The organism is Pseudacidovorax sp. (assembly GCF_017991995.1).
Classification (GTDB): Bacteria; Pseudomonadota; Gammaproteobacteria; order Burkholderiales; family Burkholderiaceae_C; genus Xenophilus.
Genome location: NZ_JAGOPN010000001.1, coordinates 60,454 through 76,768 on the forward strand (window position 1 = coordinate 60,454; position 16,315 = coordinate 76,768).

16 protein-coding genes are annotated in these 16,315 nt (G+C 68.1%); 11 read left to right on the forward strand and 5 right to left on the reverse strand.

Annotated elements, in window-relative coordinates; all coding sequences use genetic code 11:
- The 9 genes from KBC94_RS00315 to KBC94_RS00355 all read left to right on the forward strand — a co-directional run bounded on the left by KBC94_RS00315 (position 1) and on the right by KBC94_RS00355 (position 12,397).
- The gene (locus KBC94_RS00315) at positions 1 to 1,617 is read left to right on the forward strand and encodes an ABC transporter ATP-binding protein (protein WP_294365017.1); all 1,617 of its coding nucleotides are present in this window, start codon (positions 1 to 3) and stop codon (positions 1,615 to 1,617) included.
- Between the two features lie 65 nt (positions 1,618 to 1,682).
- Positions 1,683 to 2,819, forward strand: a complete 1,137-nt coding sequence (locus tag KBC94_RS00320) for a YbfB/YjiJ family MFS transporter (protein WP_294365929.1) — start codon at positions 1,683 to 1,685, stop codon at positions 2,817 to 2,819.
- A gap of 316 nt (positions 2,820 to 3,135) precedes the next feature.
- Entirely contained in the window at positions 3,136 to 3,750 is a 615-nt protein-coding gene (rimP, locus tag KBC94_RS00325) for a ribosome maturation factor RimP (RefSeq protein WP_294365019.1), read from the forward strand.
- Positions 3,751 to 3,775: 25 nt separating this feature from the next.
- Positions 3,776 to 5,263 (forward strand): transcription termination factor NusA, encoded by a 1,488-nt coding sequence (gene nusA, locus KBC94_RS00330; RefSeq protein WP_294365023.1) that lies wholly within the window; start codon positions 3,776 to 3,778, stop codon positions 5,261 to 5,263.
- A gap of 23 nt (positions 5,264 to 5,286) precedes the next feature.
- The gene (gene infB / locus KBC94_RS00335; RefSeq protein WP_294365026.1) at positions 5,287 to 8,277 is read left to right on the forward strand and encodes a translation initiation factor IF-2; all 2,991 of its coding nucleotides are present in this window, start codon (positions 5,287 to 5,289) and stop codon (positions 8,275 to 8,277) included.
- 24 nt (positions 8,278 to 8,301) lie between these two features.
- A complete protein-coding gene (gene rbfA / locus KBC94_RS00340) occupies positions 8,302 to 8,673 on the forward strand; it encodes a 30S ribosome-binding factor RbfA (RefSeq protein ID WP_114804132.1) in 372 nt (123 codons plus the stop codon).
- A 4-nt stretch (positions 8,674 to 8,677) separates the two neighbouring features.
- Positions 8,678 to 9,670 carry a tRNA pseudouridine(55) synthase TruB gene (gene truB, locus KBC94_RS00345; protein ID WP_294365031.1) on the forward strand — a complete coding sequence of 331 codons (993 nt, stop codon included), beginning with the start codon at positions 8,678 to 8,680 and terminating at the stop codon, positions 9,668 to 9,670.
- Positions 9,667 to 11,493 (forward strand): translational GTPase TypA, encoded by a 1,827-nt coding sequence (gene typA, locus KBC94_RS00350; RefSeq protein ID WP_294365034.1) that lies wholly within the window; start codon positions 9,667 to 9,669, stop codon positions 11,491 to 11,493. Before truB ends, typA begins: the two co-directional genes overlap by 4 nt.
- Positions 11,494 to 11,545: 52 nt before the next feature.
- Positions 11,546 to 12,397 (forward strand): DMT family transporter, encoded by an 852-nt coding sequence (locus tag KBC94_RS00355; protein WP_294365037.1) that lies wholly within the window; start codon positions 11,546 to 11,548, stop codon positions 12,395 to 12,397.
- Between the two features lie 116 nt (positions 12,398 to 12,513).
- Here the strand turns inward: KBC94_RS00355 and KBC94_RS00360 are convergent, their stop codons facing one another.
- The 4 genes from KBC94_RS00360 to smpB all read right to left on the reverse strand — a co-directional run bounded on the left by KBC94_RS00360 (position 12,514) and on the right by smpB (position 14,874).
- A complete protein-coding gene (locus KBC94_RS00360) occupies positions 12,514 to 12,906 on the reverse strand; it encodes an ATP-binding protein (RefSeq protein WP_294365040.1) in 393 nt (130 codons plus the stop codon).
- A 102-nt stretch (positions 12,907 to 13,008) separates the two neighbouring features.
- Positions 13,009 to 13,740: an anti-sigma factor gene (locus KBC94_RS00365; protein ID WP_294365043.1), complete on the reverse strand. Its 732-nt coding sequence runs from the start codon at positions 13,738 to 13,740 to the stop codon at positions 13,009 to 13,011.
- Positions 13,741 to 13,756: 16 nt separating this feature from the next.
- Positions 13,757 to 14,281 (reverse strand): sigma-70 family RNA polymerase sigma factor, encoded by a 525-nt coding sequence (locus tag KBC94_RS00370; protein WP_294365046.1) that lies wholly within the window; start codon positions 14,279 to 14,281, stop codon positions 13,757 to 13,759.
- 113 nt (positions 14,282 to 14,394) lie between these two features.
- Positions 14,395 to 14,874, reverse strand: coding sequence for an SsrA-binding protein SmpB (smpB, locus tag KBC94_RS00375; protein WP_294365049.1), 480 nt, complete (start codon positions 14,872 to 14,874; stop codon positions 14,395 to 14,397).
- Between the two features lie 62 nt (positions 14,875 to 14,936).
- Between smpB and KBC94_RS00380 the strand changes: the two genes are divergently transcribed.
- The gene (locus tag KBC94_RS00380; RefSeq protein WP_294365052.1) at positions 14,937 to 15,395 is read left to right on the forward strand and encodes a type II toxin-antitoxin system RatA family toxin; all 459 of its coding nucleotides are present in this window, start codon (positions 14,937 to 14,939) and stop codon (positions 15,393 to 15,395) included.
- Entirely contained in the window at positions 15,392 to 15,721 is a 330-nt protein-coding gene (locus KBC94_RS00385; protein WP_294365057.1) for an RnfH family protein, read from the forward strand. Before KBC94_RS00380 ends, KBC94_RS00385 begins: the two co-directional genes overlap by 4 nt.
- 67 nt (positions 15,722 to 15,788) lie before the next feature.
- Here KBC94_RS00385 and KBC94_RS00390 read toward each other — a convergent pair whose 3' ends face one another.
- Positions 15,789 to 16,280, reverse strand: a complete 492-nt coding sequence (locus KBC94_RS00390) for a DUF4124 domain-containing protein (protein ID WP_294365060.1) — start codon at positions 16,278 to 16,280, stop codon at positions 15,789 to 15,791.
- Positions 16,281 to 16,315: the final 35 nt, after the last annotated feature.

Genomic DNA, 16,315 nt, shown 5'->3' on the forward strand with positions numbered 1-16,315 from the left:
ATGACCGAAGCGCTTCTTCGTGTGAACAACCTGCGCATCGCGTTCGACGGCAAGCCGGTGGTGCATGGCGTCGACTTCGAGCTGGCACCGGGCGAGAAGCTGGCGCTGGTGGGCGAGTCCGGTTCGGGCAAGACCGTCACGGCGCTCAGTCTGCTGCGTCTGCTGCCCGATGCGCAGGTCAGCGGCGAGGCCCGGCTGGCGGGTGATCCGCCGCGCGATCTGCTGGCGCTGCCCGAACGCGCGTTGCGCGGCATCCGTGGCCGCGAGATCGCCATGATCTTCCAGGAGCCGATGACGGCCCTGAACCCGCTCTACCCGGTGGGCGACCAGATCGCCGAGGTGCTGCGACTGCACGAAGGCCTCGACGCCCGCTCCGCCCATGAGGCGGCCGTGCAACTGCTGGCCGACACCGGCGTGCCGGAGCCGGCGCGGCGCGCGCGCGCCTTTCCGCATCAGCTGTCGGGCGGGCAGCGCCAGCGCGCCATGATCGCCATGGCGCTGGCCTGCAAGCCGCGGCTGCTGCTCGCCGACGAGCCAACGACGGCACTGGACGTCACCTTGCGCGTGCAGATCCTCGACCTGCTCGACACCCTTCAGCAGCGCCATGGCATGGCGGTGCTGATGATCACGCACGACCTCAACCTCGTGCGGCGCTTTGCCGACCGTGTGGCCGTGATGGAGCATGGGCGCATGGTGGAGCAGGGGAGTGTGCGGCAGGTCTTCGACGCGCCGCGGCATCCCTACACCTGCAAGCTGATCGACAGCCGGCCCGAGCGGCGCGTGGCCGAGGTGCCGGCGAAGGGCGACGAAGCGCCGGTGCTGTCGGCCCGCGAGGTCGCGGTCAGCTATCCCGTGCCGCGTCCGGGCGTTCGCGGCTGGTTCGGCCGCGACCGGTTCGTCGCGGTGCAGGACGCCGACCTTCTGATCCGACCCGGCGAGACGCTGGGCGTCGTCGGCGAGTCCGGATCCGGCAAGTCGACCTTGGCGTTGGCTGCACTGGGCTTGCTGCCCTTTGCGGGCGAGATGCGCGTGGCCGGGCTGGCGTGGCGCCGCGGCGCCAGGGCCGACCGGGCGCTGCGGCGGCAGGTGCAGGCCGTGTTCCAGGATCCTTTTTCGTCGCTGTCGCCGCGCATGACGGTGGCGCAGATCGTGGGGGAGGGCATGTCGGTCCACGCCCCCGAACTGCAGGCGCCGCAACGGCATGCGCGGGTCGTGCAGGCGCTCGCAGAAGTCGGGCTCGAAGAAGCGCAGTTCCCGCAGTTGCTGTCGCGCTATCCGCACGAGTTCTCGGGCGGACAGCGCCAGCGCATCGCTATTGCGCGCGCGCTGATCGTGCAGCCGCGCCTGCTGGTGCTGGACGAGCCCACCAGCGCGCTCGACGTCACCATCCAGAAGCAGGTGCTGGCCCTGCTGCAGCGGCTGCAGCGTGAGCAGGGCCTGGCCTACCTGCTCATCACGCACGACGTCGAGGTCGTCCAGGCGATGGCGCACCGGGTGGTCGTCATGAAGGACGGACACATCGTCGAGCAGGGGCCGGTCGATGCCGTGCTCGGCGCACCGGTCCATGCCTATACCCGTCAGCTCGTCTCCGCGGCGCTGATGGGGCATTCCACGTGAGCGGCGCCGGCCAGGGCGGCCCGCGCTCCGAAAGCGCCCAGGCCTGGCGCGCCGCCCTGGGTTGCATGGTGGCGCTGGCGGTCGCCATGGGTCTGGGCCGTTTCGCCTTCACGCCCATGCTGCCGGTCATGCTCGGCGAGGGACAGATCGATCTGCAGGCGGGCGGCGTGCTTGCCTCGCTCAACTACCTGGGCTATTTCCTCGGCGCCTTGTCCAGCGCCTGGCTGTGTGCGCCTGCGCGCACGCTGGTTCGCGGGGGGCTGATGGCCACGGCCGCGCTGCTGGTCGGCATGGGGTTGCTGCATGGCTTTGCCGCCTGGGCCACCTTGCGCACGGCGGCCGGGCTCGCGAGCGCCTGGGTCTTCGTCTTTGCCAGCGGATGGGGTGCGCGCCGCCTGGCCGAGGCGCATGCGCCCGGACTGGGGGGCGTCATCTATGCGGGGCCGGGCCTGGGCATTGCGATCACGGGCTTCCTGGGTGGGCCGGCAGGGCGTTGGGGGGCTTCGATCGCCTGGTGCGTATATGGCGGCTTGGCCATGGCCTTGATTGCGCTGGTGTGGCGTGTTTTCGACGATGGGCGCGAGGGAGTGCCTGCGTCCGCAGCGGCTTCGCCCATCCCGCCGGCCGCGGCCAGCGGCGGCGCCGAGGCGGCCTGGCTGGTCGGGCTCTACGGCCTGGCGGGCTTCGGCTACATCATCACGGCGACCTTCCTGCCGGTCATCGCCCGGCAGGCGTTGCCGGGCTCGACCTGGCCCGACCTGTTCTGGCCGCTTTTCGGGCTGGCCGTGGTGCCGGGGGTGCTGATCGGCGGCCAGGCACCGCAGCACTGGGACAATCGGTTGCTGCTCGCCAGTGGCTATGTCATGCAGGCGCTGGGTGTCCTGCTGTCGGTGACGTGGCCGACGATCACGGGCTTTGCGGTCGGCAGCATGCTCCTGGGCCTGCCTTTCACCGCGGTCACCCTGTTCGCGGTGCGGGAGGCGCGCCGGTTGCGCGGCAATGCCGCGGCCGGACTGATCGGCTATGCCACGGCCTCCTACGGACTGGGGCAGATCGTGGGGCCGCTCTTCGCCGCACCGGTGGCGCAGCGCTGGGGCAGCTTTGCGCCGGCACTGTGGGTGGCTGCGGCAGCGCTGATGCTGGGGGCTTTGCTGTTCGTGATCGTCTGGCACCGCACTGCATCCAAGGGGCGAGGGCGCTGAATCCGGCGCGCTCGGTACGGCAAGGAATGCGAAAGGAAAGAGCGGCCATTCGGGCTCCTATTTGCCTTTCTGCGTGAGTGTTGGCCGCCCTGCTGCGCAGCAGGTGCAATTGCGACACAAATTCCCTATAATCGGAGGCTCACGACCAAACGGGCGGGTACTCACCGCCCTTTTTTTTTGGTTGTCCCCCCTTCTTCGCCGCCTCGGGTACTTGATGTTCAGGCCCGCCGGATGCACTGCCGTCCGGCAGGCCTTCGGTTCTGGTGCGGCAGCAAAGATCGGCCAGGGCTCTCAGTCAGAAGGACGCACGCGAACGGTGGCATTGCAGCAGACGGTAGAAAAAACGGTAGCCCAGACAGTGTCTGGGCTGGGTTACGACTTGGTCGAGATCGAGCGCTCGGCCGGTGGGCTGCTGCGTGTCACGATCGATCTGCCCTGGGCGGGCCCCGTTGCCGAAGGCGTTGAAGAAGCCTTCGTGACCGTCGAGGACTGCGAGAAGGTCACCCGCCAGTTGCAATACACCCTCGAGGTCGAAGGCGTCGACTACCAGCGGCTCGAGGTCTCCTCGCCCGGCATCGACCGCCCCCTTCGCCACGACCGCGATTTCGAGCGTTTCGTGGGCGAGGTCATCGACATCGTGCTCAAGGCGCCCATGGGCCAGGCGGCCGCCGGCCAGGTCAGCGCCAACCGCAAGAAGTTCCGCGGCACGCTCGAGCGCGTGGAGGCGGCCGACGGCAGCCATGGCTGGCAGATCGTCTGGAGCGACGAGCCCACGCCCGCCAAGCCGGGCCAGAAGATCAGCAAGAAGCGCGCGCCCGCCACGCTGCAGGCGCTGGGTTTCACCCTGGACGAGTTGCGCGAGGCGCGACTCGCCCCCATCGTGGATTTCAAGGGGCGCAAGCCCAAGAGCGGCGCGGCGACGCCGCAGTGACAAGAACGAACAGTAGGGTCATCGAATGAATCGCGAAATGTTGATGCTGGTGGATGCGATCTCGCGCGAGAAGAACGTCGAGCGCGACGTCGTCTTCGCCGCCGTGGAATCCGCCCTGGCACAGGCGACCAAGAAGCTGTATCCGGGCGATGTGGACATCCGTGTGGCCATCGACCGCGACACCGGCGCCTATGAAACCTTCCGCCGCTGGCACGTCGTGCCCGACGAGGCCGGCCTGCAGCTGCCCGACCAGGAGATCCTGCTGTTCGAAGCCAAGGAAGAAGTGGCGGACATCCAGGTCGACGAGTACATCGAGGAGCCCGTCGAGTCGCTGCCCATCGGCCGCATCGGCGCCATGGCCGCCAAGCAGGTCATCCTGCAGAAGATCCGCGACGCCGAACGCGAGATGCTGCTCAACGACTTCATGTCGCGCGGCGAGCGAATCTTCACCGGCACCGTCAAGCGCATGGACAAGGGCGACATCATCGTCGAGTCCGGCCGGGTCGAGGGGCGCCTGCGCCGCGGCGAGATGATCCCCAAGGAAAACCTGCGCAATGGCGACCGCGTGCGGGCCATGATCATGGAGGTCGACCTGACGCTGCGTGGCGCGCCGATCATCCTGTCGCGCTCGGCGCCGGAGTTCATGATGGAGCTCTTCCGCAACGAAGTGCCCGAGATCGAGCAGGGCCTGCTCGAGATCAAGAGCTGCGCCCGCGACCCCGGCAGCCGCGCCAAGATCGCCGTGCTGAGCCACGACAAGCGCGTGGACCCCATCGGTACCTGCGTCGGCGTGCGCGGCACCCGCGTCAACGCCGTGACCAACGAGCTCGCCGGCGAGCGCGTGGACATCGTGCTGTGGTCGGAGGATCCGGCCCAGTTCGTCATCGGCGCGCTGGCCCCGGCCAACGTGCAGTCCATCGTCGTCGATGAAGAGAAGCACGCCATGGACGTGGTGGTGGACGAGGAAAACCTCGCCATCGCCATCGGCCGCGGCGGCCAGAACGTGCGGCTCGCCTCCGAGCTCACGGGCTGGAAGATCAACATCATGGACGCGAACGAATCGGCCCAGAAACAGGCCGAGGAAACCGCCGTCACGCGCCAGCTCTTCATGGAGAAGCTGGATGTCGATGAAGAAATCGCCGACATCCTGATCCAGGAAGGCTTCTCCAGCCTGGAAGAGGTGGCTTACGTGCCCATCGCCGAGATGCTCGAGATCGAGGCCTTCGACGAAGATACCGTCAACGAATTGCGCGCCCGTGCCAAGGACGTGCTGCTCACGATGGAGATCGCCCGCGAGGAGAAGGTGGAGGCCGTGTCGCAGAACCTGCGCGACCTGGAAGGCCTGACGCCCGAACTGATCGGCAAGCTGGCGGAAGCCGGCATCCACACCCGCGACGACCTGGCCGACCTCGCCGTCGACGAACTCACCGAAATCACCGGCCAGACCGCCGACGAAGCAAAGTCCCTCATCCTCAAGGCACGCGAACATTGGTTCGACGGCGCGCAAGAGTGATGTGATGGGAGGCACCAGATCCTATGTCCAGCACTACCGTTGCAGAGTTCGCACAAGAACTCAAGAAGACGCCCGAAACCTTGCTTGACCAACTCCGCAGCGCCGGCGTGGCCAAGTCTGCCGCTTCGGATGCCCTCACCGAGGGCGACAAGCAGCGCCTGCTCAGCCACCTCAAGGCGAGCCATGGCACTGCCGCGCCGCCTGAGCGCAAGAAGATCACGCTGACCAAGAAATCGACCAGCGAAATCAAGCAGGCCGACGCCCTGGGCCGTGCGCGCACGATCCAGGTGGAGGTGCGCAAGAAGCGCACCTTCATGCAGCGCGACGATGCGCCGGTCGACAACGCCGCCGCGCAGCAGGAGGAAGAGGCCGAACTCGCCCGCCGTGCGGCCGAGCTGGCCCGCCGCGAGGAGGAGGCCCGTCAGGCCGCCGAGGCCTTGCGCCGGCAGGAAGAGGAACTCGCCCGGCAGCGCGCCGAGCGTGAGGCGGCCGAGGCTGCCGAGCGCGAGCGCCAGGCAAGAGAAGACGCTGAAGAGGCGGCTGCCCGTGCGAAGGCCGATGCCGTGGACGCCGTGGACCGTACCCGCCGTGATCGCGAGGTGCAGGTCGAGCGTGCGCGCGCCGAGGCTGCCGCGCTGAACGCCGCCGCGCACCAGGCCCGCGTGGCGTCGTCACCCAGTGCCCGCGCCCAGGCTGAAGCCGATGCCGCAGCCGCCGCGAAGGCCAGCGCCGACAAGGTCGCTGCCGACCGCGCCGCTGCCGAGAAGGCCCGCGAGGACGCCCGCGAAGAGGCGCGCGCCAAGGCCGCCGCCGAATCCAAGGCGGCCGCCGACGCCGAAGCCGCCCGTGCCCGCGACCTGGACGAGCGCCGCCGCAAGGCCCTGGCCGAGGCCGAGGCCATCCGCCAGATGATGAACGCGCCCAAGCGCGTGCTCGTCGCCAAGAAGGAAGAGCCGAAGCCCGTCGAGGCCAAGCCGGCCGTCAAGGGCACGCTGCACAAGCCTGCCACCGGTACCGGCACGCGTCCTGCTGGCACGACGGCCGCGCCGGCTGCCGCGCCTGGCGCCGGCAAGGAGGTCAAGTCGGCCAAGCTGTCCTCCAGCTGGGCGAACGACAACGCCAAGAAGAAGGAAATCAAGACCCGCGGCGATGCCAGCGGCGGCGTGGGCCGCAACAACTGGCGCAGCGGGCCCCGCAGCCGCCGTGGCGGCGGTGATCGCGACGACTCGCCGCAACAGTCGGCACCGGTCGAGCAGCGCATCATCGAAGTGCACGTGCCCGAGACGATCACCGTCTCCGAGCTCGCGCACAAGATGGCCATCAAGGCCTCCGAGGTGATCAAGCAGCTGATGAAGCTGGGCCAGATGGCGACCATCAACCAGTCGCTGGACCAGGACACGGCCATGATCCTCGTCGAGGAAATGGGCCACAAGGCCGTCGTGGCCGCGCTGGACGATCCCGAAGCCTTCACCGAGGAAGAAGTGCAAGCCGCAGCGGCCGACGCGCTGCCGCGGGCACCGGTGGTCACCGTCATGGGTCACGTCGACCACGGCAAGACCTCGCTGCTGGACCGCATCCGCACCACCAAGGTGGCGGCGGGCGAGGCCGGCGGCATCACGCAGCACATCGGCGCCTACCACGTCGAGACGCCGCGCGGCATGGTGTCCTTCCTGGACACCCCGGGCCACGAGGCCTTCACGGCCATGCGTGCCCGTGGTGCGCAGGCCACCGACATCGTCATCCTGGTGGTGGCGGCGGACGACGGCGTCATGCCCCAGACCAAGGAAGCCATCAAGCATGCCAAGGCGGCCAAGGTGCCGATCGTGGTGGCGATCAACAAGATCGACAAGCCCGATGCCAATTCCGAACGCGTGCGCAGCGAGCTGGTGGCCGAAGAGGTGGTGCCGGAAGAATTTGGCGGCGACTCGCCCTTCGTCGAGGTCTCGGCAAAGACCGGCAAGGGCATCGACGAGCTTCTGGAGCAGGTGCTGCTGCAGGCCGAAGTGCTGGAGCTCAAGGCGCCGGTGGATGCCGCCGCCAAGGGTCTGGTGATCGAAGCCCAGCTGGACAAGGGCCGCGGCCCCGTGGCCACGGTGCTGGTGCAATCGGGCACGCTGAAGGTGGGCGACGTGGTGCTGGCGGGCGCGACCTTCGGCCGTGTCCGTGCCATGACCGACGAGGACGGCAAGAACACCAAGTCGGCCGGTCCCTCCATCCCGGTGGAGATCCAGGGCCTGACCGAGGTGCCGCAGGCCGGCGACGATTTCATGGTCATGGCCGACGAGCGCCGTGCCCGCGAGATCGCGACCTACCGCGCGGGCAAGTTCCGCAACACCAAGCTGGCCCGCCAGCAGGCCGCCAAGCTGGAGAACATGTTCTCCGAGATGACGGCCGGCGAGGTCAAGACGCTGCCGATCATCATCAAGGCAGACGTGCAGGGTTCGCAGGAAGCGCTGTCGCAGTCGCTGCTCAAGTTGAGCAACGAAGAAGTGCGCGTGCAGGTGGTGTACGCCGGCGTCGGCGGCATCAGCGAGTCGGACGTCAACCTGGCGATCGCCTCCAAGGGCATCGTCATCGGCTTCAACGTGCGTGCCGATTCGGGCGCGCGCAAGCTCGCCGAAGGCAATGGCGTGGACATCAAGTACTACAGCATCATCTACGACGCCGTGGACGAGCTGAAGACTGCGATGGCCGGCATGCTGGCGCCCGAGCGTCGCGAAGAGGTCATCGGCCACGCCGAGATCCGCACGGTGTTCGTGGCCACGAAGATCGGTACGGTGGCCGGCTCGTATGTGCTGGACGGCGTGGTCAAGCGCGACGCCCACTTCCGCCTGCTGCGCGACAACGTGGTGATCTACACCGGCGAGCTCGATTCGCTCAAGCGCATGAAGGACGACGTCAAGGAAGTGCGCGAAGGCTTCGAGTGCGGTATCAAGCTCAAGAACTACAACGACATCCGCGAGGGTGATCAGCTGGAGCTCTTCGAGATCAAGGAAATCGCCCGGACGCTGTAAGCGCCGGTCAGAGGTCCCTACGCCATGCCAGCGAAGAAGTCATCCGTCCCCAACCGCGGCTTCAAGGTCGCGGACCAGATCCAGCGCGATCTGTCGGAGCTGATCGCCCGCGAGCTGAAGGATCCGCGCGTGGGCATGGTCACCCTGCAGGCCGTCGAGGTCACGCCCGACTATGCCCACGCCAAGGTGTTCTTCAGCCTGCTGGTGGGTGATCCGCAGGAGACGCAGGAGGCCTTGAACCAGGCTGCCGGCTTCCTGCGCAACGGCCTGTTCAAGCGGCTGCACATTCACACCGTGCCGACGCTGCATTTCGTGTTCGATCGCACCACCGAGCGTGCGGCGGACATGAACGCCTTGATCGCCAAGGCGGTGTCCTCGCGCTCGAAAGAAGAGTAGACCGATGACGTCGCCATCCCGTGTCAGGGTGCAGCGGCGCCCTGTGCATGGGGTGTTGCTGCTCGACAAGCCGCTGGGCCTGTCCAGCAACCAGGCGCTGCAGAAGGCCAAATGGCTGCTGCGCGCCGAAAAGGCCGGCCACACCGGCACGCTGGATCCGCTTGCGACCGGCGTGCTGCCGCTGTGCTTCGGCGCTGCCACCAAGTTCAGCCAGCTGCATCTGGACGCCGACAAGTGCTACGAGACCACGGTCCGCCTGGGCCGCACGACGAGCACGGGCGATGCCGAGGGCGAGGTGACCAGCGAGCAGCCGGTCGACTGCACGCCCGAGCAAGTGCAGGCGGTGCTGGTGCGCTTTCGCGGACCCATCTCGCAGGTGCCGCCGATGCACAGCGCCCTCAAGAAGGACGGCAAGGCGCTCTATGAATACGCCCGGCAAGGCATCGTGCTGGAGCGCGAGCCGCGCGCGGTCGTGATCCATGCGCTGACGCTGCTCGACGCACAACTGGAGGGGCCGGAGCCCTTCCTGCGCCTGGCGGTGCAGTGCTCCAAAGGCACCTACATCCGAACGCTGGGCGCCGACATCGGCGCGGCGCTGGGCTGCGGCGGCCACCTGACGGCCCTGCGCCGCACTCGCACCGGACCCTTCGCGGCCCACCAGTGCGTGTCGCTGCAGGCGCTGGAGGCCATGGACGACGCGCAGCGCCTCGAAGCACTGCTGCCCACTGATGCGCTCGTGGCCGGCCATGTGCCCGTCACGCTGGGCACGGACGATGCTGGTCGCTTCCTGTCCGGCATGCGCCGGCGTGGCCACTGGACCGATGCCGAGGCGGTGGCCGTCTTTGGCGCACAGCCCAAAGCCTTCCTGGGCAGTGCCCATGTGAAGGCCGGCGAATTGATTCCCGGGCGACTGCTGAGCCCGCTCGAAATCCAGCAGACCCTATTGCAAACCCATTCAAAGTCACCAGAGCCCTCGCAGGAGGTAACGACACCATGACCCGACAGATCCGCAACATCGCCATCATCGCCCACGTCGACCACGGCAAGACCACCATGGTGGACCAGCTGCTGCGCCAGTCCGGCACCTTCGCCGACCACGAGAAAGTGGTCGACACGGTGATGGACAACAACGCCATCGAAAAGGAACGGGGCATCACCATCCTGGCGAAGAACTGCGCCGTGAGCTGGAAGGGCACGCACATCAACATCGTCGACACCCCCGGCCACGCGGACTTCGGCGGCGAGGTGGAGCGGGCCCTGTCCATGGTGGACGGCGTGCTGCTGCTGATCGATGCGCAGGAAGGCCCGATGCCGCAGACGCGCTTCGTGACCAAGAAGGCCCTCGCCCTCGGCCTCAAGCCCATCGTCGTGGTCAACAAGGTGGACAAGCCCGGCGCCAACCCCGACAAGGTGGTGAACGCCGCCTTCGACCTGTTCGACAAGCTGGGCGCGACCGACGAGCAGCTGGACTTCCCGGTCGTTTATGCCTCGGGCATCAACGGCTGGTCCTCGCTGGAAGAGGGTGCGCCGGGCGAGCAGTGGGGCCCCGACATGTCGGCCCTGTTCGACACCGTGCTCAAGCACGTGCCGTCGCAGAAGGGCGACCCGTCTGCGCCGCTGCAGCTGCAGATCTCGGCGCTCGACTTCTCCACCTTCGTGGGCCGCATCGGCGTGGGCCGCATCAGCCAGGGCACGCTCAAGCCCATGCAGGACGTGCTCGTGTGCGAAGGCCCGGACGGCAAGAGCTACAAGGGCCGCGTCAACCAGGTGCTGACCTTCCAGGGCCTGGACCGCGTTCAGGCCACCGAGGCCGGCCCCGGCGACATCGTGCTGATCAACGGCATCGCCGACATCGGCATCGGCGTCACGGTGACCGACCCGGCCAACCCGATGCCGCTGCCCATGCTCAAGGTGGACGAGCCCACCCTGACCATGAACTTCTGCGTCAACACCAGCCCGCTGGCCGGCCGCGAAGGCAAGTTCGTGACCAGCCGTCAGATCTGGGACCGCCTGCAGAAGGAACTGCAGCACAACGTCGCGCTGCGCGTGAACGAGACGGACGAGGAAGGCGTGTTCGAGGTCATGGGCCGCGGCGAACTGCACCTGACCATCCTGCTGGAGAACATGCGCCGCGAGGGCTATGAAATGGCCGTCTCCAAGCCGCGCGTGGTCTTCAAGACGATTGATGGCGAGCGTCACGAGCCCATCGAGCTGGTGACGGCCGACATCGAGGAAGGCCACCAGGGCGGCGTGATGCAGGCCCTGGGCGAGCGCAAGGGCGAGCTGGTCAACATGGAGCCGGACGGCCGCGGCCGTGTGCGCCTGGAATACCGCATTCCGGCGCGCGGCCTGATCGGCTTCACGAACGAGTTCCTGAACCTGACGCGCGGCTCGGGCCTCATCAGCAACATCTTCGACAGCTACGAGCCGCACAAGGGCGACATCGGCGGCCGCAAGAACGGTGTGCTGATCTCCATGGATGACGGTGAAATCTTCACCTACGCCCTGGGCAAGCTGGACGACCGTGGCCGCATGTTCGTGAAGGCGAATGATCCGGTGTACGAAGGCATGATCGTCGGCATCCACAGCCGCGACAACGACCTGGTTGTCAACGCCACGCGCACCAAGCAGCTGACCAACTTCCGCGTCAGCGGCAAGGAAGACGCGATCAAGATCACGCCGCCCATCGACCTGACGCTCGAATACGGCGTCGAGTTCATCGAGGACGACGAACTGGTCGAGATCACGCCCAAGAGCATCCGCCTGCGCAAGCGCTTCCTGAAGGAACATGAGCGCAAGCGCGCCAGCCGCGAAGCCTGATCCTGCGCGCTCGGCGCGGCGCGGCCTCACACATGGGCGCGCTGTCGCCCTGATGGTGCTGGTCACGCTCATGTGGGCGACGGCTGGCGTCGTCACCCGCCAGCTGGAGCGGGCGGTCAGCTTCGAGGTCACCTTCTGGCGCAGCTTCTTCACGCTGCTGGCCATGGTGCTGATCCTCGGTGCCTGGCGCGGCCGTGGCCTCTGGCGCAGCCTGCGCGAGGGCGGACGTCACCTCTGGATCTCCGGCGCCTGCTGGAGCGTGATGTTCACCGCCTTCATGGTGGCGCTCACGCTGACCACGACGGCCAACGTGCTGGTCACGCTGGCTACCGGGCCGCTGCTCGCGGCCCTGGCGGCGCGCCTCTTCATCGGCCACCGCCTGCCGGCGCGCACCTGGGCGGCCATTGCCGTGGCCGGTGCGGGCATCGCCTGGATGTATGGCGCGCAGATCGGCGACGACGGCGCGCTGGCGGGCACGCTGGTGGCCCTGTGCGTGCCCATCGCCGGGGCTTGCCACTGGACCAACGTGCAGCAGGCCCATGCCAGCGGGGCTGACGTCGATCTCCTGCCAGCCGTGCTCATCGGGGCCGCCGTGTCGGCCACCTGCACGCTGCCGCTGGCCTGGCCCTTCACGGCCAGCGGACGCGACCTGGCGCTGCTGGGCTTTCTGGGCGTGTTCCAGCTTGCCATTCCGTGCATGTTGTCGATGATGGCCGCGGGCGTGCTCAAGGCGCCCGAGGTGGCCCTGCTGGCCCTGCTGGAAGTGCTCTTCGGCATCGCGCTCGCCTGGGTCGGAGCGGGCGAGGTGCCGGCGCCGACGGTGTTCAGCGGCGGCTTGCTGGTGATCGGTGCGCTGGTGGCCAACGAATGGCTTGGATGGCGTGCGGCGCGTGGGCCGTGCTGACCCTCAATGGCGCGGCGTGGCTGCGCAGCAAAAGAAAAGGGGGCGGAATGCCCCCTTCGTGCTTTTGTTGACCTGGTCGCCCTTCAAGTGCGACCGCGGCGCTTTTCAGCCTCGTCTCAAGGACGGGCAACCTTCCAGGCACCGTTGAGCATGCCTTCGCCGGTGCGGTCGCCCGGCTTGGCGTCCTTGGACCAGTAGTAGAGCGGCCAGCCGTTGTAGGCCCACTGCTTGCTGCCGTCATCGCGCATCACGATGGTGTAGCCGCCCATCGGCTTGGGATCGGCCGGGGCCATCAGCGGCGGCCAGTTGGCGGCGCACTGGGCATTGCACATCGACTTGCCGCTGTTCTGCGCATCGCGGGCGAAGGTGTAGAGCGTCTTGCCGTTCGGGCCGATCAGCACGCCGTCCACGGTGCGGGTGGGCATGTCGGGCGCGGGGGTGGTGGCGCAGCCGGCCAGCAGCGCAGCCAGTGCGAGGGCGGGTACCCCGATCAGGGTGGTCTTCTTCATGGCAATCATGTGGTTCTCCTGGTTGAACGAAAGACAGCGGGACGAGTGTAGGAAGGGGGTCGGGGCCTGCCGCGTAGGCGCAGGGCGAATTCGGTGCCTGTCTCACAGCTGCCCATGGACGGTTTGCGCCAGCGCAAGCAGGCGGTCGCGGCCGAGGGGCGCGCTCAGCGCATAGCCGAAGCCGTCGTCCACCCAATAGAAGGTCGACAGCTGCGGGCCGGCCTCGAAGCGGAAGGCGGCGCCCCTGGCTTCGGGTGTGCCGGCATCGAGCTGCCCGAGGTAGAGCGTCAGGCGCTGGCCCTCGGCGTTCTGGTACATGAACTGCGCACGCGCGCCCGCCGTGCCCGGCAGCAGGCGGCCGCCGACCAGCGCGTAGCCTTGCGATACCAGGTCAGGCAGTTTCAGGGACCGATCCAGCCGACGAGACAGCCATTGCACCAGGTGCTGCTCCTCCGCGGCCCCGACTTCGACAGGGTGGCGCTTCTCGGGCACGTAGAGGCTGTAGGCCACCGCGGCTTCGCGGACGAAGCCACGCAAGGGCGGCGCCTGGGTTGCGGCCATGGTGTGTCCGCCGGTTGCACCTTGCAGTCCATTGGCCGACCAGCCGGCGCCGAAGGCGAGCACGAGGGCGGCGGCCATGCCGCTCCATCGCAGCGCCTGGGCCTGGCGGCGCTTGCGCGCCACGGCTTCTTCGAATGCCTTGGCGGCGGCCAGGAGGCCAGCGGGCGGGGCTTCCTCCAGCACCGGCGCGTGCAGCTGCCGCAACTGCTGGCGCAGGCGATCCCATTCCTCGTCGGGGGAGCGGTGCGTTGGCGGTGGGTCGGGGCGGTTCATGGCGCGGGTCGGGGGCTCATTTGAGGCGCCGCAGGGCAGGGCGGCCGCTGGGGCCCGCGCCGGCGCGCTCGGGGGGATGGCCATCCATGAGCTGGCGCAGCCGCTCGCGGGCGCGGGACAGCCGCGACATCACGGTGCCGATGGGCACGCCGAGCACGCGGCCGATCTCGGCATAGGAGAGGTCTTCCAGCGCAGCCAGCAGCAGGACCGCACGCTGTTCGTCGGGCAGCAGCAACAGGCAGCGCTGGAGGTCGAGCGATCCGTCGGCTGCCGAGGACATGGCCGCGGGTTCCGCTTCCAGCGCGTCGATATCCACCGCGGGTGCCGGCGCTCGCCGCAGCTGGCTAGCGTGCAGGTTGTGCATCAGGGTGAACAGCCAAGCCCGCAGATCGGTGCCCGGCGTCCACAGCGACCACTTGTGGCAGGCGCGCTCCAGCGTGTCCTGCACCAGATCGTCGGCGGCCCAGGCGTCGCCCGTCAACGCGCGGGCGTAGCGCCGCAGGGCGGGGATCTGGCCGACGATGGCGTGGGAGGCGCTCATTGACTGCATGAACGCCAGCGCATCGCGGTTTATTCCAGGCGAGCCGAAAAAAGTGTGCGGGCGCGGTGCCCGGCTGCTGGATTCGCGCTGGCGCGCATCCGCCCGTCTGGCCCTCAGCGGTTGTGCACCTTGAGCGCCCGCTCGACCTCGCGCTTGCCCTCGCGGTCCTTGATGGTGTCGCGCTTGTCGTGCTCGGCCTTGCCCTTGGCCAGGGCGATCTCGCATTTGACCTTGCCGGCCTTCCAGTGCAGGTTGAGCGGCACCAGCGTGTAGCCCTTCTGCTCGACCTTGCCGGTCAGGCGCCGGATCTCTTCCTTGTGCAGCAGAAGCTTCTTGGTGCGGATGGCGTCGGGGTTGACGTGGGTCGACGCGCTCTTGAGGGGGTTGATCTGGCAGCCGACGATGAACATCTCGCCGTCGCGGATCAGCACGTAGCCGTCGGTCAGTTGCACCTTGCCTTCGCGCAGCGCCTTGACCTCCCAGCCCTCCAGGACCATGCCGGCCTCGTAGCGCTCCTCGAAGAAGTAGTTGTACGCCGCCTTCTTGTTGTCGGCGATGCGGGGATTGGTGTTGTCCTGCTTTTTGTTGGCCATGTGGATTCCATTTGGGGGCGCATGGCATTCCTACAATCGGCCCGCACACACGTGCAGATTCTATGAAAAGTGTCCATAAGTCCGTCCTGATCTGGTACAGCGCCACCGAGATGTATGACCTGGTGACCGATGTGGCCCGCTACCCCGAGTTCCTTCCCTGGTGCGACCGGGCCCAGGTGATCGAGCAGGACGAGGCAGGCATGACGGCCGAAGTCGGCCTCGCCTTCGGCGGCATGCGCCAGAGCTTCACCACGCGCAACACCCATGTGCCCGGCCGCGAGGTGCAACTCAAGCTCGTCAAGGGGCCGTTCTCGCAACTCGAAGGCATCTGGAAGTTCGCCCCTGTCGGCCAGGAGGGTGAACGGGCTTGCCGCGTCACGCTGGACCTTAACTACGGCTTCGACAACTTCGCGCTGCAGGCGCTGGTGGGCCCGGTGTTCGACAAGATCGCATCGACGCTGGTCGAGGCCTTCGTCAAGCGGGCCGAGCAGGTCTATGGCGAGGGCGGCCCGGCTGCATGATCGACATCGTCGTGTGCTGGTCGGCCGCGCCGCGACAGGTGGGCGAGCAGCGGTTGCAACTGGCCGAAGGCACGACGCTGCGCCAGGCGGCCGCTGCAAGCGCTGTGGGCGAGCAGTGGCCCGGCTGGGCCCTTGAAGCCGGCCCTGGCATCTGGGGGCGAGCAGTGCCCTGGGAGACGCCATTGCGTCCTGGAGACCGCGTCGAGTTGTGCCGCCCTCTGCTGGTGGATCCGAAGGTGGCGCGGCGCGAACGCTTTCAACGGCAAGGTTCTCGGACGGCTGGGCTGTTTGCCAAACGAAGGCAGGGCGCCAAGGCGGGCTACTGAGGCCCATTGGCCAGGGCTTCGCCAGCGCGGACGCCGATGCGCCGGCGGCACATCCCTGCGGCGGACTTCAGCGCGCCAAGCAATCGCTCTGGACCACGCCCTGCAGCCGTCGCTGTTCGGCCGCGCGTGCGGCGTCGTCCATGATCTCGCGTTCGCCCTGGCCATTGACGCGGGCAATGCGGATGCCGCTGTCGAGGGTGGCCAGCCCCTGGCGGGCGCGGGCGCAGTTGTCCTGCCTGGCCTTGGCTGCCTTGGCCTCGGCCTCCGCCCGCTTGGCCTTCTCAGCCTCTTCCGCCTGACGGGCCTTTTCTTCCAGCGCCCGGTCCACGCGCGGCGCGGAGGCGGGCGCAGCGGGGACGGGGGCCTGCGGCGCAGCCATCGCCGGCACGCCAGCGCCGCCGCCTGCCGGCCGGCCGATGATGTTGCGCGCCGGAACATCCGCGGGCGGCGGGCGGTCGCTGAACACCTTGCGTCCGTTGCCATCGATCCACTGCCACTGGGCTTGGGCGGCCAGCGGCAGTGCCAGCAGGGCCAACAGGACGCAGGTTGCGGGTCTCATCCGGCCAGTGTAGTGGCAGCAATGGCGGCTCGTTA

Excerpts from the sequence above, each read along its gene's own strand:
- KBC94_RS00380 (WP_294365052.1), top strand. The coding sequence starts at position 14,937 with ATGAAAAGTGTCCATAAGTCCGTCCTGATCTGGTACAGCGCCACCGAG.
- KBC94_RS00315 (WP_294365017.1), top strand. The coding sequence starts at position 1 with ATGACCGAAGCGCTTCTTCGTGTGAACAACCTGCGCATCGCGTTCGAC.
- KBC94_RS00385 (WP_294365057.1), top strand. The coding sequence starts at position 15,392 with ATGATCGACATCGTCGTGTGCTGGTCGGCCGCGCCGCGACAGGTGGGC.
- KBC94_RS00360 (WP_294365040.1), bottom strand. The coding sequence starts at position 12,906 with ATGAAGAAGACCACCCTGATCGGGGTACCCGCCCTCGCACTGGCTGCG.
- KBC94_RS00320 (WP_294365929.1), top strand. The coding sequence starts at position 1,683 with ATGGTGGCGCTGGCGGTCGCCATGGGTCTGGGCCGTTTCGCCTTCACG.
- KBC94_RS00355 (WP_294365037.1), top strand. The coding sequence starts at position 11,546 with ATGGTGCTGGTCACGCTCATGTGGGCGACGGCTGGCGTCGTCACCCGC.
- rbfA (WP_114804132.1), top strand. The coding sequence starts at position 8,302 with ATGCCAGCGAAGAAGTCATCCGTCCCCAACCGCGGCTTCAAGGTCGCG.
- typA (WP_294365034.1), top strand. The coding sequence starts at position 9,667 with ATGACCCGACAGATCCGCAACATCGCCATCATCGCCCACGTCGACCAC.
- KBC94_RS00365 (WP_294365043.1), bottom strand. The coding sequence starts at position 13,740 with ATGAACCGCCCCGACCCACCGCCAACGCACCGCTCCCCCGACGAGGAA.
- KBC94_RS00370 (WP_294365046.1), bottom strand. The coding sequence starts at position 14,281 with ATGAGCGCCTCCCACGCCATCGTCGGCCAGATCCCCGCCCTGCGGCGC.
- KBC94_RS00390 (WP_294365060.1), bottom strand. The coding sequence starts at position 16,280 with ATGAGACCCGCAACCTGCGTCCTGTTGGCCCTGCTGGCACTGCCGCTG.
- nusA (WP_294365023.1), top strand. The coding sequence starts at position 3,776 with ATGAATCGCGAAATGTTGATGCTGGTGGATGCGATCTCGCGCGAGAAG.
- infB (WP_294365026.1), top strand. The coding sequence starts at position 5,287 with ATGTCCAGCACTACCGTTGCAGAGTTCGCACAAGAACTCAAGAAGACG.
- truB (WP_294365031.1), top strand. The coding sequence starts at position 8,678 with ATGACGTCGCCATCCCGTGTCAGGGTGCAGCGGCGCCCTGTGCATGGG.
- smpB (WP_294365049.1), bottom strand. The coding sequence starts at position 14,874 with ATGGCCAACAAAAAGCAGGACAACACCAATCCCCGCATCGCCGACAAC.